At 70.1% G+C, this 17,204-nt stretch carries 13 protein-coding genes; 4 read left to right on the top strand and 9 right to left on the bottom strand.

Annotated elements, in window-relative coordinates; all coding sequences use genetic code 11:
- Positions 1 to 217: 217 nt before the first annotated feature.
- From K2Z83_RS09475 to K2Z83_RS09465, 3 genes are all read right to left on the bottom strand, one after another.
- Positions 218 to 2,104: a glycosyltransferase family 87 protein gene (locus K2Z83_RS09475; protein WP_220594928.1), complete on the bottom strand. Its 1,887-nt coding sequence runs from the start codon at positions 2,102 to 2,104 to the stop codon at positions 218 to 220.
- A 79-nt stretch (positions 2,105 to 2,183) separates the two neighbouring features.
- The gene (locus tag K2Z83_RS09470; protein ID WP_220594927.1) at positions 2,184 to 3,587 is read right to left on the bottom strand and encodes a TrkH family potassium uptake protein; all 1,404 of its coding nucleotides are present in this window, start codon (positions 3,585 to 3,587) and stop codon (positions 2,184 to 2,186) included.
- Positions 3,587 to 4,255: a TrkA family potassium uptake protein gene (locus K2Z83_RS09465; RefSeq protein WP_220594926.1), complete on the bottom strand. Its 669-nt coding sequence runs from the start codon at positions 4,253 to 4,255 to the stop codon at positions 3,587 to 3,589. Before K2Z83_RS09465 ends, K2Z83_RS09470 begins: the two co-directional genes overlap by 1 nt.
- Positions 4,256 to 4,415: 160 nt before the next feature.
- Here K2Z83_RS09465 and K2Z83_RS09460 point away from each other — a divergent pair, with 160 nt between their 5' ends.
- Both K2Z83_RS09460 and K2Z83_RS09455 read left to right on the top strand, forming a co-directional pair.
- Positions 4,416 to 5,192 (top strand): TatD family hydrolase, encoded by a 777-nt coding sequence (locus K2Z83_RS09460; protein WP_220594925.1) that lies wholly within the window; start codon positions 4,416 to 4,418, stop codon positions 5,190 to 5,192.
- 111 nt (positions 5,193 to 5,303) lie between these two features.
- Positions 5,304 to 7,325: a transglutaminase family protein gene (locus K2Z83_RS09455; RefSeq protein ID WP_220594924.1), complete on the top strand. Its 2,022-nt coding sequence runs from the start codon at positions 5,304 to 5,306 to the stop codon at positions 7,323 to 7,325.
- Between the two features lie 17 nt (positions 7,326 to 7,342).
- Here K2Z83_RS09455 and K2Z83_RS09450 read toward each other — a convergent pair whose 3' ends face one another.
- From K2Z83_RS09450 to K2Z83_RS09440, 3 genes are all read right to left on the bottom strand, one after another.
- Positions 7,343 to 8,347 (bottom strand): ABC transporter permease, encoded by a 1,005-nt coding sequence (locus tag K2Z83_RS09450; RefSeq protein ID WP_220594923.1) that lies wholly within the window; start codon positions 8,345 to 8,347, stop codon positions 7,343 to 7,345.
- Positions 8,331 to 9,281 (bottom strand): ABC transporter ATP-binding protein, encoded by a 951-nt coding sequence (locus K2Z83_RS09445; RefSeq protein ID WP_220594922.1) that lies wholly within the window; start codon positions 9,279 to 9,281, stop codon positions 8,331 to 8,333. The genes K2Z83_RS09450 and K2Z83_RS09445 overlap by 17 nt, the downstream gene beginning before the upstream one ends.
- Positions 9,282 to 9,366: 85 nt before the next feature.
- Complete coding sequence (locus tag K2Z83_RS09440; protein ID WP_220594921.1) at positions 9,367 to 10,533, bottom strand: NEW3 domain-containing protein; 1,167 nt, start codon at positions 10,531 to 10,533, stop codon at positions 9,367 to 9,369.
- A 246-nt stretch (positions 10,534 to 10,779) separates the two neighbouring features.
- Between K2Z83_RS09440 and K2Z83_RS09435 the strand changes: the two genes are divergently transcribed.
- The gene (locus tag K2Z83_RS09435; protein ID WP_220594920.1) at positions 10,780 to 12,759 is read left to right on the top strand and encodes a hypothetical protein; all 1,980 of its coding nucleotides are present in this window, start codon (positions 10,780 to 10,782) and stop codon (positions 12,757 to 12,759) included.
- Positions 12,760 to 12,871: 112 nt separating this feature from the next.
- Here the strand turns inward: K2Z83_RS09435 and modA (K2Z83_RS09430) are convergent, their stop codons facing one another.
- Complete coding sequence (gene modA / locus K2Z83_RS09430; RefSeq protein ID WP_220594919.1) at positions 12,872 to 14,185, bottom strand: molybdate ABC transporter substrate-binding protein; 1,314 nt, start codon at positions 14,183 to 14,185, stop codon at positions 12,872 to 12,874.
- 194 nt (positions 14,186 to 14,379) lie between these two features.
- Between modA (K2Z83_RS09430) and K2Z83_RS09425 the strand changes: the two genes are divergently transcribed.
- A complete protein-coding gene (locus K2Z83_RS09425; protein WP_220594918.1) occupies positions 14,380 to 14,943 on the top strand; it encodes a PadR family transcriptional regulator in 564 nt (187 codons plus the stop codon).
- 69 nt (positions 14,944 to 15,012) lie between these two features.
- Here the strand turns inward: K2Z83_RS09425 and modA (K2Z83_RS09420) are convergent, their stop codons facing one another.
- Together modA (K2Z83_RS09420) and K2Z83_RS09415 are read right to left on the bottom strand one after the other, a co-directional pair.
- Positions 15,013 to 15,909, bottom strand: coding sequence for a molybdate ABC transporter substrate-binding protein (gene modA, locus K2Z83_RS09420; RefSeq protein WP_220594917.1), 897 nt, complete (start codon positions 15,907 to 15,909; stop codon positions 15,013 to 15,015).
- 227 nt (positions 15,910 to 16,136) lie between these two features.
- A complete protein-coding gene (locus K2Z83_RS09415) occupies positions 16,137 to 16,976 on the bottom strand; it encodes an ABC transporter permease (protein WP_220594916.1) in 840 nt (279 codons plus the stop codon).
- Between the last annotated feature and the right edge of the window lie 228 nt (positions 16,977 to 17,204).

Here is a 17,204-nt window from a genome sequence, read left to right as displayed (position 1 = left end):
CAGGGCCAGCCAGCCGCTCCAGAGCGCCGAGATGGCCACCCGCTCATAGTGGCGCTCCAGCAGGTCGGCGGGAGCGGCGTTCATGGCGCGGCCGATCGCCCAGCCGGGCAGATAGAGCAGCAGCGGCGCGGTCAGCAGCGCGATTATCCCATAAAACAACATATGTACCATTGAGGGCCGCAGCGTGCTGCGGCCAGCTGCGGCCACAAGATTCAGATCAGATCAGATCAGGCTCGGCGGCCCGGCGCATCCCGGCGAGCGTCGCTCCGAAGAGCGTGAGGTAGCCGGCGGCGGCGGCCCATGGCCCGAGGCCCAGGACGAACGTAGCCGGGCCGGCGAGCTGAACTAGGGAGAGACCGATCAGGCCTGCCAGAGCCGGCCCCCCGACGGTCGTGCCGATCAGCAGCCAGGCCAGTGGCACCGCCAGGAAGACCAGGTGGTGGTACCAGACCAAGTTTGAGCCGATCATCATCACAAGGACGCCGAGGGCCAGGAGGGGGCGCGGGTCGCCGCGCCGGTCGCGCAGGCAGAGCAGCAGCCAGAGCAGCGGCAGGGCGGCGGCGAGCAGCCGGCCGATCAGGGCAGCGCTCGGGCCGAGGCGAAAGCCCATGGCGGACAGCGACAGGTTATAGGGGTTCGCATCGCCCCCCTGGAGCAGCTGCGGCACAATGGCGAGGAAGCCCACCCAGAGCTGCGGGCCGAACCAGGGCAGGGCCAGCAGGCTCAGGCCGAGCAGCCCGAGGCTCACCCGCAGGCAGCGCGGCCAATCACGGCGCAGCAGCGGCAGGGCCAGCAGCAGCAGCGGCGAGATCTTGAGCATAATCGCCCCGGCCAGCCCGAGGTCGCCGGCCCAGGCCCAGCGCCGGTCGCGGTACCCGAGGATGAAGAGGCTGATGCCGAGCAGCACCAGCGCGTTCACCTGCCCAATCGTCAGGCTCTCCCAGAGCGGGGCAAAGCTCGCCGCGAGGGCGAGGAGCCATGTCGTGCCGAGGGGCACAGGCACGGCCATCGCGAAGGCGCGGCGCAGCGACAGGATGCTGCCGATGATCGCCAGCGCGCTCAGGAGACGCCAGAAGGCCTGGGCGTCGGGCTGGGTGAGCGCGGTGAGCGGCCCGAACAGGGCTAGGGCCGGCGGCGGGTAGACATAGGATGCGCCGATGAGAAAGGGCTGGTAGGGGTCGCCCCCGCTCAGCGAGCGCGCCGCCGCCCGCAGGTAGACCACCAGATCGGAGGCCAGGCCGGGCACCACCACAACCTGCGTCCAGATGGCCGCGACGAGGAAGATCGCGACCATCGCGGCACGCGCGGCCATCACCCTCACGGCAGGGCGCGCGGCGCTGCGCGGGCCGATCCCGCCCGGCTGCGCAAGCTCAAGGGCGAGCGCCGCCAGTGCCACGACGGCCACACCGATCGCCTCAAGCGAGGCGAAGATCCCCTGCGGCCAGCCGGAGCCGCTCTCCCAGGCCAGGGCCATCGTCTGCGCCGCCAGCGCGCCGCCGGCGGCGAGCCTCGGCGGGAGCCAGCGAATGGCAAGCAGGTAGAGGGCAAGGCCGGACAGCAGCGCGCTCACCAGCACCATGTCGGTCGGCCAACCGCCGCCGATCACGCCGACCTCCGCTACGATCACCCCCAGCTGCCGCGCCCCGCCCGGCTCGCTGAAGGTGGGCGACTCGATGCGGAGGGCGACGAGCTCATCTCGCTCGGGCCGTAGTAGCATGCGGTAGACCCTCGGCCCAGGGCCTACGGTGATTGGCAGGCTGTTGTTGGCGGTCAAGATCAGCGCGTCAATGCGGCGCCCATTCCCAGCCGCCAGCTCAAGGCGCAGCTCCAGCGGACCGCCGGGGTTCGGCAGGATGATCCGGGCCGCCCCGTTCGTCCAGCGGTAGCTCATCGGCGAGGTGGGGTCGGCCGAGTGCTCAAGGTTATGCAGCCCCGCGTCGATCGCCTTCCCCGTAAAGCGCAGCCGGTCCGGCATCACATCGTAGCGGCGCGGCGTGGCGCTAAACAGCAGGCATATGGTCGCAATACCCGCCAGAAGTGCGGCAGGTAGAGCGATGGTAGTCGGGCGTAGCGCCCGCGACAGTATGGTGAGGAGCTGACGCATGTCCCGCCATTGTACCAGCAGCCGGACATCTGCCTTGCAGCCGCAGCTGCCCCAACCTTCCACCCCCAACCCCCAACCCCTATCCGATCAAGATCTGCTCCTCGGGGTACGTGATCTGCTGCGGCCGGCCGGGCTGCTGGGCCAGGGCGATCACGATCGTCAGGGCGCCCAGCCGTCCCCAGAACATCACCAGCACGATCACCATCTGCCCGAAGAGGTTGAGCTGCGAGGTGAAGTTCAGGCTCAGGCCACAGGTGGCGAAGGCCGACACCACCTCGAAGGCGGCGGTGTCCAGGCTGACCCCATCGTGCGTGATCAGGATGAGCCAGGTGGCCAGCAGCACCACGAAAAGCGAGATCGTGAGCACGGCGGCGGCGCGCCGGGCCGTGCCGGCGGCCAGCGAGCGCCCGCCGAAGCGGGGCGTGGGCAGGCCGCGGACGAAGCCCCACAGCGAGACGGTGAGCACCGCGAAGGTGCCGGTGGTGATCCCGCCGCCCATTGAGGCTGGCGGGCAGCCGATGAACATCAGGGTGATCATCAGCAGCTGGCTCGGCGGGGTCAGGTCAGAGAAGGCGGCGATGCCGGCGAAGCCGGCGGTGCGCGCCGAGATCGACTGGAAGAGCGAGATCAGCAGCAGCCGGCCGAGGGGCTCGTCGCGCAGCGTGCCCACCCCCGCCCGGCCCTCGGCGATAAAAAATCCTACGGTCCCGCTGATCACCAGAAAGCCCACCACCGTCAGGGTGATCCGCGTGTGCAGCGAGAGCCGGCGCTCACGGTAATAGAGCAGCAGGTCGGCCAGCACCGGGATACCCAGGCCGCCCAGGAAGATCAGCCCGCCGAGCACGATCAGCGAGAAGTTATCGCGCGGGATGCCGTCGGGGAAGCCCGGCGTGCCAGAGAAGAGGTCGAACCCCGCGTTGCAGAAGGCTGACACCGCGTGGAAGATCGCGTAGAGCGCCGCCTGGCTCACGCTCAGCCTGGGGTCGCCGCGCCAGTGCAGGAAGAGCAGCAGGGCGCCGCCGCCCTCAATCATCAGCACCGTGAGCAGGATGCGCCGGGTGAGCTTGAGGATAGCGCCGGGCACCAGCAGGCCCAGCGAGTCGCTCAGGGTGAGCCGGTCGAGCAGGGATATCTTGCGCCCCAGCAGGCGCAGGATCACCACCGTGACGACCATAAAGCCCACGCCGCCGATCTGGATCAGGCCGAGCAGCACCACCTGGCCGGTGAGCGAGAGGTCGTGCACCGGGGTGATGATCGACAGGCCAGTGACGCTGAGGGCCGAGGTGGCGGTGAAGAGCGCCTCGTTCAGGGCCAGGGGCTCGCCCGTGCTGCAGATCGGCAGCATCAGGATGAGCGTGCCCAGGACAACCAGCATCGCCAGGCCGAGCACCAGGCGCAGGGCCGGCGGGACGGGCCGGCGCGGGCGCGGCAGCGGTTTGACTGGCTCAACGACGAAGTCGTCGCGGGGGATGAGTGTGCGCATCAGGCCTGGCTGCAGAAGATGCTAATGCTCTCGTCTGATCCGATCACCAGAATCTTATCATCGTCGCTGAAGATCATATCGACCGGCGGGGTGACAAGCAGATTGCCGTCGCGGCGCACCGCCAGGACGTTGATCCCAAAGGAGCGGCGCAGGTCGCTCTTGGCCAGCGACTGGCCGACGAAGGCGCGCGGCACGCGGATCTCGGCCACGCTGAAGCCCGGCCCCAGGTCGAGGTGATCGAGCACCAGCGGGTCGGCCAGGCGGGCGGCCAGCCGTGAGCCGGCCTCGTGCTCGGGCAGCACCACCTGGTCGGCACCAACACGCAGCAGGATCTGCTGCTGGCGCTCGTTGAGCGCCTTGCAGACCACCCGGTGGACGCCGAGGCTCTTGAGGGCCACGGTGGTCATCAGGTTGTTCTCGAAGTGCGTGCCGATCGAGACGACCACTGTGTCAAAGGAGCGAATATCCATCGCGTTCAGCGCGTCCTCGTTGGTCGCGTCCATCGCGACGATCTGGGTGATCCGGTCGGCCAGCCGCTGGACGATGTCGGGGTCGCGGTCGATCCCCAGCACCGTGTAGCCCCGGTCGATGAGGCTCAGCGCCACGCTGCTGCCAAAGCGGCCCAGGCCAATCACCGCGAACTCGGGCCTGCTCGTCCTACGCGCCATGCTCCCTCCAACAATTGCAGAGCGCAGAGCGCAGAGCGCAGAGCGCAGATTGTCGCCGCACCCAACCCGCAATCTGCAATCTACCATCTACCATCTGCAATTCGATCAGGCCCGCGTATTGTACCGCATGCCGCGACGGCGGCTATGCTACAATGCAGCTATGCCCAGCGAGATTCGCCTGATCGACACCCACGCCCATGTGGCCAGCGGCCAGTTCGACGCCGACCGCGCCGAGGTGCTGGCCCGCGCCGCCGAGGCCGGGGTTGCCCGCATCATCGAGATCGGCTACGACCTGCCGTCATCACGGGCAGCCCTGGCGCTGGCCGAGGCCCACCCGCAGATCTACGCGGTGGTCGGGCTGCAGCCCAACCACGTCCACGAGGCCCCCGAGGGCTGGCAGGATGAGCTGCGCGCCATGGCCGCCCGCCCCAAGGTGGTGGGCATCGGCGAGATCGGCATGGACTACCACTGGATGAAGGCCGCGCCCGCAGATCAGGAGCGATTCTTCCGCGAGCAGCTGGCGATGGCCCGCCAGCTACGCCTGCCGGTGGTCATCCACAGCCGCGAGGCCCAGGACGACACCCTGCGCATCCTCGGCGACGCCGCCCGCGGCCAGCCCGGGATCATGCACTCCTTCTCGGGCGACTGGGAGTACGCCCGCGCCTGCCTTGAGATCGGCTTCCTGCTCTCGTTCTCCGGCCCGCTCACCTTCCCCAAGGCGACGGAGCTCCACGAGGCGGCCCGGCTGGCCCCCCTGGAGATGCTGCTCACCGAGACCGACAGCCCCTACCTGAGCCCGCACCCCCAGCGCGGCAAGCGCAACGAGCCGGCCCGCGTGCGCCTGGTGGCCGAGCGACTCGCCGCCCTGCGCGATCTTCCGCTGGATGCGGTCGCCGATCAGGTCTGGCAGAACGCTGAGCGGATATTTCCGATGTAGGGCCGAAGCATTCGCCCCGTCGGGCGTAAGGCTTCGGATTCAGCGCCATGCTTTCCGAGCGAGCGATCATTCCGGGTAACACAGGCGAATGCTTCGGCCCTACGGTATCGTATGACGACACAAACCCTTCCGATGCGGAGTAAATCACTTACCGCCGAGCTGACCGACCTGATCCCCGGCGTGCTGCTCGCCATGATCATGTGCGGGGCGGTGATCTACAGCCTGTCGATCTCGCGCTGGGCGCCGGGCCTGAGCGTGCTCATCCCGATGAGCCTGCCGGGCTTCTTCCTGGGCGTGATCTTCGCGCGCACCCGCTGGGTGCCGGGCTGGCTTTCCCACATGCTCAGCGCCCTGCTCGCCGTCGTCTGGGCCGTGCAGCTGCTCGGCGCGCAGATGAGCCCCACGCTCGACACCTGGCGCGACCGGGGCACCGAGCTGCTGATCCGCACGATCATCTGGGGCCGGGTGCTGGGCGGCGGCGGGCGCGGCGAGGACCTGCTGCTCTTTGTGGCCGCCCTCTGCCTGCTCTGCTGGGCGCTGGCCTACGGCTCGGCCTGGATGGTCTTCCGCCGGGGCTGGGTCTGGCGGTCGCTCACCGTCAACGCCGCCCTGGCCCTGATCAACTACACCTACGTGCTGCCCAAGCCGAACGCCCCCTTCTTCGTCTTCCTCGCCGCCGCCCTGCTGCTGCTCGTCCACCAGAACATCACCCACCGCCAGGCCCAGTGGGACGCGCAGCAGATCGAGTACCCCGACCTGCTCCCCGTGCGCTTCCTCTGGTCGGCGGCGGTGGTCTGCGGCCTGCTCATCCTGATCACGGCGACGATCCCCGGCAACATCACCGTCGACCGGGCAACCCGCACATGGGAGGCGCTCAGCCGGCCCTTCAAGCTGGCCCGCGAGCGCTGGGAGGACGCCTTCGCCACGCTCAACGCGCCGCCCGGCGCGGGCAGCGGCGCCTTCACCGCCCGCAGCGCCCAGCTCGGCGGCTCGCGCCGGCTGAACGACGGCCTGGTGATGAGCGTCCGCTCGACGGACTTCGACTACTGGCGGGCGGTGGCCTTCGACAAGTATAGCGACGGGCGCTGGCAGAACACCACCGGCGAGCAGGCCCGCGCCACCCTCGGCGCCAGCACCCCCGAGCAGGCCCGCACGCCCTTCGATGCCGGGGCGCCCATCCCCGTCGGCGACACCGTGCGCCGCCACGTGGTGACGGAGACCTTCACCCTGGCCCAGGACCGCAGCGACGGACTGCTGTTTGTCGGCGGCACCGCCCGCGCGCTCTCGCTGCCGACCCTGGTCGAGCACAACTACCTGCGCGCCGGCACCCAGGCCACGCCGAACTACGACGACACCGCCCTGATCGTAACCAAGGACGACCTGCGCGCCGGCAAGGTCTACACCGTCACCGCGCTGGTCTCGCGGGCCGACGTGCAGAGCCTGCGCGCCGCCGGGACGGACTACCCGACCTGGGTGCGCGAGCGCTACCTCCAGCTGCCCGACAGCATCACCGCGCGCACCCGCGAGCGCGCCGCGCAGATCATCGCCAACGCCGGGGCGCGCACGCCCTACGACGAGGCCGTCGCCATCCAGGACTACCTGCGCACCTTCCGCTACAACGAGTCCATCCCGGCCCCGCCCCCCGGTGCCGAGCCGGTGGACTGGTTTCTCTTCACCCAGCGCGAGGGCTACTGCGACTACTACGCCTCGTCGATGGTGATGATGCTGCGCTCGCTGGGGGTGCCGGCGCGCTGGGTGCAGGGCTACGCCGGCGGGGTCTTCGACGTCGAGCGCGCGATCTACGAGGTGCGCGAGGATGTCGCCCACAGCTGGCCCGAGGTCTACTTCCCCGGCTTCGGCTGGGAGCGCTTCGAGCCGACCCCGGCCAGCTACACGGCGCTGCCGGTGCGCCCGCTCACGACCGAGTTTGGCACGGACAGCGGCGACGTTGGCCCGCTGGCATCCGGCCCCGCGCCCGACCCGAGCCGATTCGAGAACCTCGACGATGGGCTCGATCAGATCGAGCGCGGCGGCGCGCTCCCGGCGGCCCCGCCGCCCGCCCGAGAGTCAGGGATTAGTCCCTACCGCGTATCGGTCTCAGAGGGTTTTAGGGAGAGTGACGGCTCTCCCTAAAACCCTCTCCTTGTGCGCTAGGCGCGGATCTCCTGGCGCTGGAAGAGCACGTAGCCCAGGGCGAACAGCAGGATGGTGATCGCCGCCAGCCCCGTCAGCTGCGGCCAGACCACCAGCAGGCTCTGGCCGAGCGGCAGCGGCGCCCCCGGCACCGCCTGGTCCATCTGGCTCGGCAGCACCAGGCCCAGCGAGCGCACCGCCGGGTTCAGCAGGCCCACCGCCGCCTCTCCGTAGAGCGTGTTCGGCGAGATCCGCGTCAGGGCCATCTGGGTCTGGGCCTGCGCGATCAGCTCGCTGGCCGTGCCGATCCGCACCGGGCTGATCAGCTGCGCCAGCATCTTGGCCAGGATGTCCCAGAAGATCGTGAAGAAGAGCCATCCCGCCAGGGCCGTCATCGCCGCCGTGGCCGGCTGGCGGAAGACGATCGAGCAGAGCAGCGCCAGGGCCAGCCAGACCCCGCCGTAGGCGATCGTCAGCAGCAGGAACCAGAGGATGCGCGCGGCCTCCTCGCCGCCCGGCGGCACCCCCAGCCGCAGCAGGCCCAGCCCGGTGATCAGCAGCCAGATCGTGCTCAGCACCAGGGATAGGGTGAACAGCCCGCCCAGGAACTTGCCGAAGAGCAGCGCGTCGCGGTAGATCGGCTGGGCCAGCAGCCGCGACATGGTGCGCTGGCTGAACTCGCTGTTCACCGCATCGAAGGCCAGGGCGATGGCGATGATCGGCACCAGGAAGACCAGGAACCCCACGAAGGCCGGCAGCGGGTCCTGCGCGGTGGTGAACAGCCGCAGGAACAGAAACTGGTCCTGCCCGACCGTCGTCCGCAGCTGCTGGGCCGCGCTGTAGACCGTGCCCGCCGCCGTCAGCACGGTGATCAGCTCCAGGATGAACATGCGCGTGCTGGTCAGGTAGTCGGCCATCTCCTTGGCCACCACCGCCCACAGGCCCGTCCAGGGCGATCCCTCGCGGGCCGTGGCCGGCGCCTCGACGGTGGCCGCCGCCGACTTGCTAGGCTGCGCGAGCATGGCCTGCCTCCCTCTGGAAGTAGCGCGCGTAGATCTCCTCCAGGCTCGGCACCTCGCTGGTCAGCGCGAGCAGCTGGCCGCCCGACTCGACCACGGCGCGGGCGGCCTGGGGCCGCAGGTCGCTCATGGCCTCCAGGTCGTAGCGGCCCGGCCCGGCCGGGCTCACCCGCGTCACCCCGGCCACCCGGCCGAGCGCGCCCTCCAGGTCGCTGCCGCCCTCGGCCTCGATCTGGATGCGGTATCCCCCGCCGAGCACCTGGCGTGCCAGGTCTCCCACCGGCCCCTCCAGCACCATGCGGCCGCCCGAGAACAGGCCCACCCGGTCGCAGACGGCCTGCACCTGGTGCAGCAGGTGCGAGGAGAGCATGATCGTGATCCCCTCGCCGCGCAGGCTGCGGATCAGGTCGAGGAACTCGCGGGCCGCCTCCGGGTCCAGCCCGAGGGTCGGCTCGTCCATGATCACCAGCTCCGGCCGCTTCAGCAGGATCTCGGCCAGCCCGAGCCGCTGGCGCATGCCGCGCGAGAAGGCGCCCACCCGCTTGCCGGCCACCTCGCCAAGCCCCATGCGCTCCAGCGACTCGCCGATCCGCCGCGCCGACTCGCGGCGGGGCATGCCGTTCAGCCGCGCGATGTAGGCCAGGTTCTCGCGCGCCGAGAGCCCGTCGTAGAAGCCCACCTGGTCGGGTAGGTAGCCCACCCGCGCCTTCACGCTCAGCGGGCGGCGGGCCGGGTCCATGCCCAGCACCCGCACCTCGCCCGCGCTCGGCTCGGTCAGCCCGAGCAGCATCAGGATGGTCGTCGTCTTCCCGGCCCCGTTCGGCCCCAGCAGGCCGAAGACCTCGCCGCGCCGGATGGTCAGGTCTAAGGACTCGACGGCGGTGAAGTCGCCGTAGCGCTTGGTCAGCCCCATTGTCTCCAGCACAATCTCGCTCATAGTGCCCTCCGGGCGAAGGATGAAGGATGAAGGATGAAGGATGAGTGCCGCTCATCCTTCATCCTTCATCCTTCATCCTTCGCAGCTAGCGTCGCCCGAACCGCATCACCGCCAGGCCCACCACCGCCACCGCCACCGCGATCAGGCCGATGCCGACGATGCCCCACAGGGTCGAGGTCAGCACCGTCACCCGGAAGTCGGCCGAGCTCGTGCTGCCCTCGGCCGGGCGGGCGCTGAAGCCGATCACATAGTCCCCGGCCACGGCCTGGTCGGCCGGGTGGACGCTGGCCGTCACCTCGACCTGGTCGCCGGGCGGGATAGAGTCGATCTGGGCCGGGCTGAAGTCGACCTTCCAGCCTGCGGGCGGCGAGGCGCTCACGGTGATCCCCTTGGCCGGGGCGCTGCCGGTGTTGCGCACCTCCAGCGTAAAGGGCGTGCTCGCGCCGATGTAGGCGTCGCCCGAGAGCCGGCCGTCCGGCGTGGTCAGGTTCACCTTCGAGGTACCGACCACCTCGGCGGTCAGGGCGATGTCGGCCGAGATATCGCCGCCCTCGGCCTTCACCTGGATCGGCACCGAGCCGGCCTGGGCGTCGCTGGGCGTGCTCACCGCCACGGTGATATTCTTCGAGGAGTTGGCGGTGATCGGCAGGCTGGTCACATCCTGGCCGGCGGTGCTGAACTTCACGTCGAAGCCGTTCGGGGCCTGGGCCACCAGGTTCACCGTCAGGTCGGTGTCCCCGGCGTTCTTCAGCGTCGTGTTGAAGGTGAAGGTGCTGCCTGGCGCGTTGCGGATGGTCGGCAGGTCGGCGCTAAACTCCAGGCTCGGCGGCAGCTTCTGCTCGATCATCACGCTCAGCGGCAGCGCCACCTCACTGGCCCCGCTGGCCACCACGCTCATCTTAAAGGTGCCCGAGGCCACATCCTTCGGCGGGTCGAGCCGCAGGTCCACGCTCGCGTCCTCGCCGGGGTTCACATAGGCCGACTGGATGATCTTGCCGTTGCCGCGCAGGGTGGCCGTCCAGCCCTTCGGCAGGTCGCGCAGGCTCAGCTGCGCGATCTGCGCGCTGTCGGCGCGCAGCACCAGCGGGAAGCTGATCGCGTCGCCGAGCGCCACCTCTTCCGAGGGGAAGCGGGTGAACAGCGTGAGCCCCTGCACCGGGGGCGGCGTCGTGGCGCCCTGGGCGAAGGCCGCCGGCGCGCCGACCAGCAGCCCGAGGCAGCCAACCGCGAGCAGAGAGAGTAACCGTCGCATCACAATGCTCCTCGTCTAACATCTGAACCCGACACCTCTCTATGTACCGCGGCCGCCTAAGCCGGGCGTAAAACGCGCCTAAAGGGTGGATTAATGAGTGTTGAGTGTTGAGTGTTGAGTGTCGAGTGCTCAACACTCAACACTCAACACTCGCCTGTCACCCCTCTGTAATCTTCACGCCATAGCGGGGGCCAACGGGGGCGTTCAGTATAGCGATGTGCCCGCCCCGCGTGAAAGGTGCCGCCGATGCTTACGCCCCGCTCCCTCGCCTTCCTCCAGGGCGGGCGCCCTGCCCGCCGCGCGCGCGACGAGGCCCAGCGCCGCATCCAGGGCGAGCCCGCCGTCCGCCTGCTGCCGGGCCTGCTCGATATCCCCCTCGCCCCCGACCTGGACGCGGCCCTGGCCCGGCCGGGCGGCCTCGCCTTCTGCGGCCCGCCGGGCTCCGGGCGCAGCTTGGCCCTGCTCCAGCTCCAGCACCGCTGGGTGAGCGCCGGCGCCGGCGGCCCGGCCATCGCTCTCAGCCTCGCCGCCGATGACGCGCCCAACCTCAGCCCGCGCGCCGTGGTGGCCGGGGCCATCCACCGCGCCGGCCTGCCCCCGGCCTACGCCGAGGGCGGCCACCCCATGCTCCTGCTCATCGACGACTGGGAGGATCTCCCGGCCGACCGCCGCGCCGTCTGGCGCGGCTACGCTCTCGCCGCCACCGGCTGGGCCGCCGCCCGCGTGGCGATCTGCCTGCCCCCCGGCGAGGAGTGGCCCGGCATCGCCAGCCTCGCCCTCGCCTCGCCCGACGACAACGCCCTCGCCATCTGGTTCGGCCGCCTGCTCCCCGGCCACGACTCAGGCCCGATCATCGCCGCCCTCGGGCGCGAGCCCCTGGCCGCCCTGCGCGCCAATGTCGGCGACCTGCTGCTCATGGCGCTGATCTACCCGATCGCCGGCGTCTCCGCCTCGCGCCCGCAGCTCTACGAGCAGGCCTACGCTCTGGCCCGCCCCCTGCTCGACGAGGCCGACGGCCGCCTGAGCGTTGGCCGCGCTGCCCTGCGCCACTACCGTCTTGCCCGCGGCCTCGCCGGCGGCGCAGACCTGGCCGCCCTGGCCGCCCTGCCCGCCCACGAGGTCGCCGCCGTGGCCCCCCTGGCCGCCGGCCTGCTCGGCGACCCGCGCCCCGTCCTCAACCTGCTCTGGGCCGACGGTGAGCCCAGCCCGGGCGCCCTGCGCGGGCTGGCCTCCTGTCTGCGCGAGCGCCCCTCCGAGGCGCCCGCGCAGGGTCTGCGCCTCGTCGAGCTGCTCGCCGCGCGCGATGAGCAGGATCTCCTGTCGATGATCGGGCCGGGGCTGCCGGACATGTTCGCGTCCGTAGGGCCTGGCGACCAGGAACGAGCGACGCGCGCGCTCTACGCGCTGGCGGAGCGCCAGCCGGGCCACCCGCTGGCTGATCTGCTCCTTATGCTTATTGACCGCCCAGACATCGGCGAGACCCTGCGCTGGGCCGCCGCCGACATCCTGGCGGCCCGGCCCGCGCCGCCGGCCGGCCTCGACGCCCCCCCCGCCGAGGCCGACATCCTCGCCCTGGCCGCCCGCGCCCACGCCGTCGCCCTGGCCGCCCCCGCTCTGCGCCCCGCCCTGCTCGGGGAAGCCCTGCGCCCCGGCCTGGACGCCCTGCTCGCCGGGGCCGGCGGCGCGGGCCGCCGGGCCGCCGCATCCGCCGCCCTGATCGCCGACCCCGAGTGCCCCGGCGAGCTGCGCGCCCTGGCCCTGGCCGGCGCGCCCGGCCACGCCGAGGGTGCCCCGCTGCTCCAGCGCGCCCTGGCCGACCGCAGCCCCGCCCTGCGCTGCTCCGCCCTGGCCGCCCTGGCCGCCCGGCCCGCCGACGAGGCCATCCGGCTGCTCGGCGCGGCCCTGGCCGCCGCCGGCGACGAAGCGGCGACCGGCGATCTCCTGGCCGCCGCCGCGCAGATCGCCCAGCCCGCGGGCCTGCACGACGCCGGCCAGGCCTGCGGGGTGCGCTGGGAGTTCCTCCAGGCCATCGAGCTGGAGCAGTTCAGCTACATCCCCCGCGACAAGCTGCGGGTCGCCCTGCGCAGCTACAGCGACCTGCTCGGCATAGACCTCAGCTCCTACGCGCGCCCCAGGGTCAGCCGCCAATCCATGAGCGAGAGCCTGGCCCTCGTCGCCGCACTCACCCTGCTCGTCATCCTCAGCCTCGCCATCATGATGCTCTAGCTGCAATCGCGCTAGCGACGTGACTCGCTGAAGCTGAGGTGTAAGGGCGCAGCAGCGCCGCGCTGCTGCGCCCCAACGGGTGCCGCCAATCCACCATGAACATAAGAGACCACTAGCCCAAAATCGGCAGCGCGATCGGCACGTATATGTCGCCGTCGGCCTGACGCCCATCGGAGGCAAAGACGATCCCGGCGTCCGCCTCGCCGCAGGTGACAGATTCCAGCACCTCGGTGATACTCTCGCCATAGCGCACGACGTTATGCAGCACGGCGTCCTTCCCCTGGGTGCCGAAGAAGCCCCGGCCCTCAACCTGAGACAGGAACTCTTGCGTGTACTGGCCGATCGCCGTCGCCTCCGAGCCAAGGGCCAGCCTGATCCCCGGCCGGGCCAGGTCATCGAGCCGCGTGATCCGCGTCGGGTTGCTGCGCAGCGCCACCACCGCGATCTGGTTTGAGGCGAAGGCGTACACGCTCTCGCGCCAGACCCGCCCGGCGTGTACGGCCAGATCCATCGCCTGACGATGGGCGGGCGCGAAGATATCCGCCGTCTCGCCGCGGCTGAGCCGCGCGGACAGGGCGTAGGAGCCATCAAAGACGAAGCGCAGCGCCGCGCCCGGGTGCGCCGCGCAGAAGTCCGCCCCGATCGCGTGGAAGGGGCCGGTGAGCGAGGCGGCCGCAAAGACGGTCAGGGTGCGCTCGCCCATCCTCACCGGCGCCGGCTCATCGAGCGGCGCGCTCTCAAGGAAGGCCGCGACGGTCGGGTAGAAGCCGGCGTGAAGCAGCGCCGCCTGACCCGCAGGCCCGCGCACTGCGTCCACAAAGTCGGTGGCCAGATCGGCCTGGGCGCAGTCGGCGAGCATCGCGATGCTAAAGGAGACCGCGCTGGCCTCGGGCGGCGCGGCGAGCGTGCGGTCGAGCCATGCCAGGAAGCTCTCCAGCTGGCGAATACGCAGCTGGAGGAAGAGCCCGGCGTCGGGCTGTCCGGCCCTGCCCAAGAGCTGCGCGCGCATCGCGTCGCGCCAGGCTCTGCCCGCCGCGCGCTGGGCCGCCAGCAGTGAGCGCACGGCGGCAGGCCCGGCGCGCTCGGCGAAGTAGAGCCGGGCCAGAAAGTCGAGCCGCAGCTGCGCCGGATCGTCCACCGGCGTGGCGAGCCAGTTGGCGAAGGCGGCGGCGCCTGCCTCTGTCACACGCAGCACCTTGCGGGGCGGGCGCGCGCCCTGGGGCTCCAGCTCCGTCGCCAGGTAGCCGGCGCGCTCAAGCTTGCTCGCCAGGGCGTAGAAGTGGCTCAGCTTGAGCTGCCAGATCCTGCCCAGGGCGTCGGGGGCGGTGAGCTGCTGGTAGGCCGCGTAGGCGTGCATGGGCTGCTGGCTGATGAAGCCCAGCAGGGCAAGCTCGATGGTCAGCGGCGATTGGCGACGGGGGCTCATAGCTGCTCCAGGGGGACTGGGTGTGAGGCGCAGATACTAATTTATTGAGTGAAATTATTAAACACCTGCGCCGCACTGTCAACGTCTGGCGTCGGCGCAATTGACAGAACCGTCATGCCCGGCCATACTCTGAGCGATGAACATGTACGGGTGTCTGACCCATAGCGCCAGCGCCCAGCAGCAGGAGCCAGCGTATGCCCATGGTCAAGGCGCCCCTCACTATTGAGCACGGGCTGCTCGGCTTTGTGCGCCAGCAGCCGCTCCACGGCTACGAGATCGCCCAGCGCCTGCGCGCCACCGAGGAGCTGGGTCTGTCCTGGGGCTGGAAGCAGAGCCAGGTCTACGCCGAGCTGCTGCATCTGGAGCAGGAGGGCTATCTCACCAGCGAGGTTGAGACCCAGGCGACGCGGCCGCCACGCAAGGTCTTTCGGCTGACCGCGACGGGGGATGCGGCGTTTGAGGCCTGGATCGCTAGCCCGGTGCCCCACGGGCGCGACTTTCAGCTAGAATTCCCGGCCAAGCTCTACTTCGCGCAGCAGGAGGGCGGCGACGCCGCCCGGGCGCTGGTCTCCCGCCAGCAGGAGGCGTGCCATGCATGGCTGGCCGGGCTCCGCTCCCAGGAGCCGCAGCACGAGGCCGGTCAGGACTACGCCCGGCTGGTGCAGCAGTTCCGCGTCAGCCAGATCGAGACCATCCTTGCCTGGCTCGCCACCTGCGCCAAGCAGCTTGGCGCGGAGCGCGGAGCGGGTGTGGCCTGAGCGGGTGAGCGCGCTCACCCGCTCAGTGGCTCAGTGCTGGTGGCTCAGCGCGCTCACCCGCTCAGCGGCTCAGTGCTGGCGGATAAAGCCGTACTGCGCCAGCACCTGCTGGGCCGCGGGGCTCAGCACGTAGTCGACAAATGCCTGGGCCAGCTCGGGCGCGGCGCTGTCGGCGACCGGCGCGATCGGGTAGCTGGCGATCGTGTTGAGCTCGTCGGGGATGGCGATCAGCGTGAGCTTGTCGGCTTCGAGTGCGGCGTCGGTGGTGTAGACGATCCCCGCGTCGCCCTCGCCCAGCGCCACCTTGGTCAGCACCACGCGCACGTTGTTCTCGTAGGAGACGACATTGGACAGCACGGTCGCGCTGTATGTCTCGGTGTACTCCGGCAGCGCGCTGGCCTTGGCCAGGAAGTCGAGGGCGTACTGGCCCACCGGCACGGCCGTATCGGCCAGGATCAGCTTGAGGCCGGGCTTGGTAAGATCCTGGAGTGTGGTGATGCCGGCGGGGTTATCTCCGGGGGCGATCACCACCAGCTGGTTGCGCACAAAGATCTGCTCGCTGCCGCCCGCCACCCGCGCGCTGGCGATGGCGGCGTCCATCTGCTTGCGGTTGGCCGAGGCGAACACATCGGCCGGGGCACCCCCGTCAAGCTGGGTCGCCAGCTGCTGCGAGCCGGCAAAGTTGTAGACGACTGTCACGCCGGGGTGGGCGGCCTCGAAGCCGGGCGCGATCGCCTTGAAGGCGTCGGTCAGCGAGGCGGCGGCGAAGACGTTTAGGGTGGTCTCGACGGCTGGGGCGGGCTCTGCGGCGGGCTCTGCGGTGGGCGGGGAGTCTGTCGGCGCGGCGGGCTCGGCTGCGGGCGGCGCTGCCGGCGCGGCGGGCGGCTGGGCGCTGGGCGCGCCGCCACAGGCGGCCAGCAGCAGCGTGAGCAGGAGCGCGAGCAGGACAATGGGCGATCGTCTCATCCAAACCTCCATCGGCAACAAATAACGGGGAAGCCATCCGCGCTCACCCGCCGCTACCAATACAGGTATGCGAGGCGGGGCGACGCGGTGCGTAGGGCCGTCACATGGTGGATGGCAGCGGTGGCAGCAGCAGCATTGCCGAGGGGGGAGGGTAGTTTCGATATCAATATACAAATATTCAATGAATGAGTACAGTATGGCATGATCTCAGTATGCTGTCAACAAGACTACGGCGCATCCACCTGCTGGCGCAGGATCATCTTGACCAGCCACAGCACGAAGAAGGAGACAGCGAGCAAGATCAGCGCCATGGTCAGCGCCAGATCCAGGTCGAGCTCGAAGCCGAGGTAGATCGCCAGCGGCATCGTCTGCGTGCGCCCGGGGAAGTTGCCCGCAAAGATGATCGTGGCCCCGAACTCGCCGAGGGCGCGCGCCCAGCTCATCACCAGGCCGCCCAGGAGCACCGGCCAGGCCAGCGGCAGCGTGATCCAGGCGAAGACCTGGAGGGGCGATGCGCCGTCGATCTCGGCGGCCTGCTCGATCTCGCGATCCACCCCGGCAAACCCGGCCACGGCCGTCTTGATGTAGAACGGCGCGGACACGAAGGTCTGCGCCAGCACCACCGCCACGGTGGTGAAGGCCAGGGACAGGCCGAGATCATCCAGCCAGCCGCCGATCATGCCGCGCCGCCCGAAGGCGATCAGCAGCGCGATCCCGGCGACCGACGGGGGCAGCACCATCGGCAGCTCGACCAGCGTGTCGAGCAGGCTGCGCCCGCGGAAGCGCCGCCGGGCCAGCAGGTAGGCCAGCGGCGTGCCCAGCGTCAGCCCCAGCGCCGTGCTGCATGCCGTCGTCGTGATGCTCAGCCCGATCGCCTGGCCGAGCTCGGGGCTGATCAGGTTGGCCATGAGCGCGGCCGGATCGATGCGGGTGATCAGGGCCAGGATGGGCAGCAGCAGGTACACGAGCATCGGCAGGCTGACGAGCAGCAGGCCGAGGCGCGGGATCGCCCGTGGACGCCAGGGCCGCCGCTCCGCTGTCCTCAGGGATGCCGTGGTGTACTCCATATATCATACTCCGCCTAGTCATTCAATAAATATCTATAGTCGGAGTATAAATTCGAGCTTAGGCGCTGTCAAGACACCGCCGGCCCAGATCACAGGGGCAAAGATCCGCTTCCCTCAATATCAATAAGCCGCTTTGTGCAATGATGCGATGATCTCGCTGCGCTACGGCGGGCGGCTACAGGCCGCCCCCTCTACCAGAGATGACTATGCTACAATAGCGTCTGATTC

Source organism: Oscillochloris sp. ZM17-4 (genome assembly GCF_019599295.1).
Taxonomy (GTDB): Bacteria; Chloroflexota; Chloroflexia; order Chloroflexales; family Chloroflexaceae; genus Oscillochloris.
Note: the sequence above shows the minus strand (reverse complement) of the source record. Positions and strands in the feature narration are given on the sequence as shown.

What these genes read in the sequence shown, in the direction of transcription:
- K2Z83_RS09475 (WP_220594928.1), bottom strand. Translation starts at nt 2,104, where the DNA reads ATGCGTCAGCTCCTCACCATACTGTCGCGGGCGCTACGCCCGACTACC.
- K2Z83_RS09470 (WP_220594927.1), bottom strand. Translation starts at nt 3,587, where the DNA reads ATGCGCACACTCATCCCCCGCGACGACTTCGTCGTTGAGCCAGTCAAA.
- K2Z83_RS09465 (WP_220594926.1), bottom strand. Translation starts at nt 4,255, where the DNA reads ATGGCGCGTAGGACGAGCAGGCCCGAGTTCGCGGTGATTGGCCTGGGC.
- K2Z83_RS09460 (WP_220594925.1), top strand. Translation starts at nt 4,416, where the DNA reads ATGCCCAGCGAGATTCGCCTGATCGACACCCACGCCCATGTGGCCAGC.
- K2Z83_RS09455 (WP_220594924.1), top strand. Translation starts at nt 5,304, where the DNA reads ATGACGACACAAACCCTTCCGATGCGGAGTAAATCACTTACCGCCGAG.
- K2Z83_RS09450 (WP_220594923.1), bottom strand. Translation starts at nt 8,347, where the DNA reads ATGCTCGCGCAGCCTAGCAAGTCGGCGGCGGCCACCGTCGAGGCGCCG.
- K2Z83_RS09445 (WP_220594922.1), bottom strand. Translation starts at nt 9,281, where the DNA reads ATGAGCGAGATTGTGCTGGAGACAATGGGGCTGACCAAGCGCTACGGC.
- K2Z83_RS09440 (WP_220594921.1), bottom strand. Translation starts at nt 10,533, where the DNA reads ATGCGACGGTTACTCTCTCTGCTCGCGGTTGGCTGCCTCGGGCTGCTG.
- K2Z83_RS09435 (WP_220594920.1), top strand. Translation starts at nt 10,780, where the DNA reads ATGCTTACGCCCCGCTCCCTCGCCTTCCTCCAGGGCGGGCGCCCTGCC.
- modA (WP_220594919.1), bottom strand. Translation starts at nt 14,185, where the DNA reads ATGAGCCCCCGTCGCCAATCGCCGCTGACCATCGAGCTTGCCCTGCTG.
- K2Z83_RS09425 (WP_220594918.1), top strand. Translation starts at nt 14,380, where the DNA reads ATGCCCATGGTCAAGGCGCCCCTCACTATTGAGCACGGGCTGCTCGGC.
- modA (WP_220594917.1), bottom strand. Translation starts at nt 15,909, where the DNA reads ATGAGACGATCGCCCATTGTCCTGCTCGCGCTCCTGCTCACGCTGCTG.
- K2Z83_RS09415 (WP_220594916.1), bottom strand. Translation starts at nt 16,976, where the DNA reads ATGGAGTACACCACGGCATCCCTGAGGACAGCGGAGCGGCGGCCCTGG.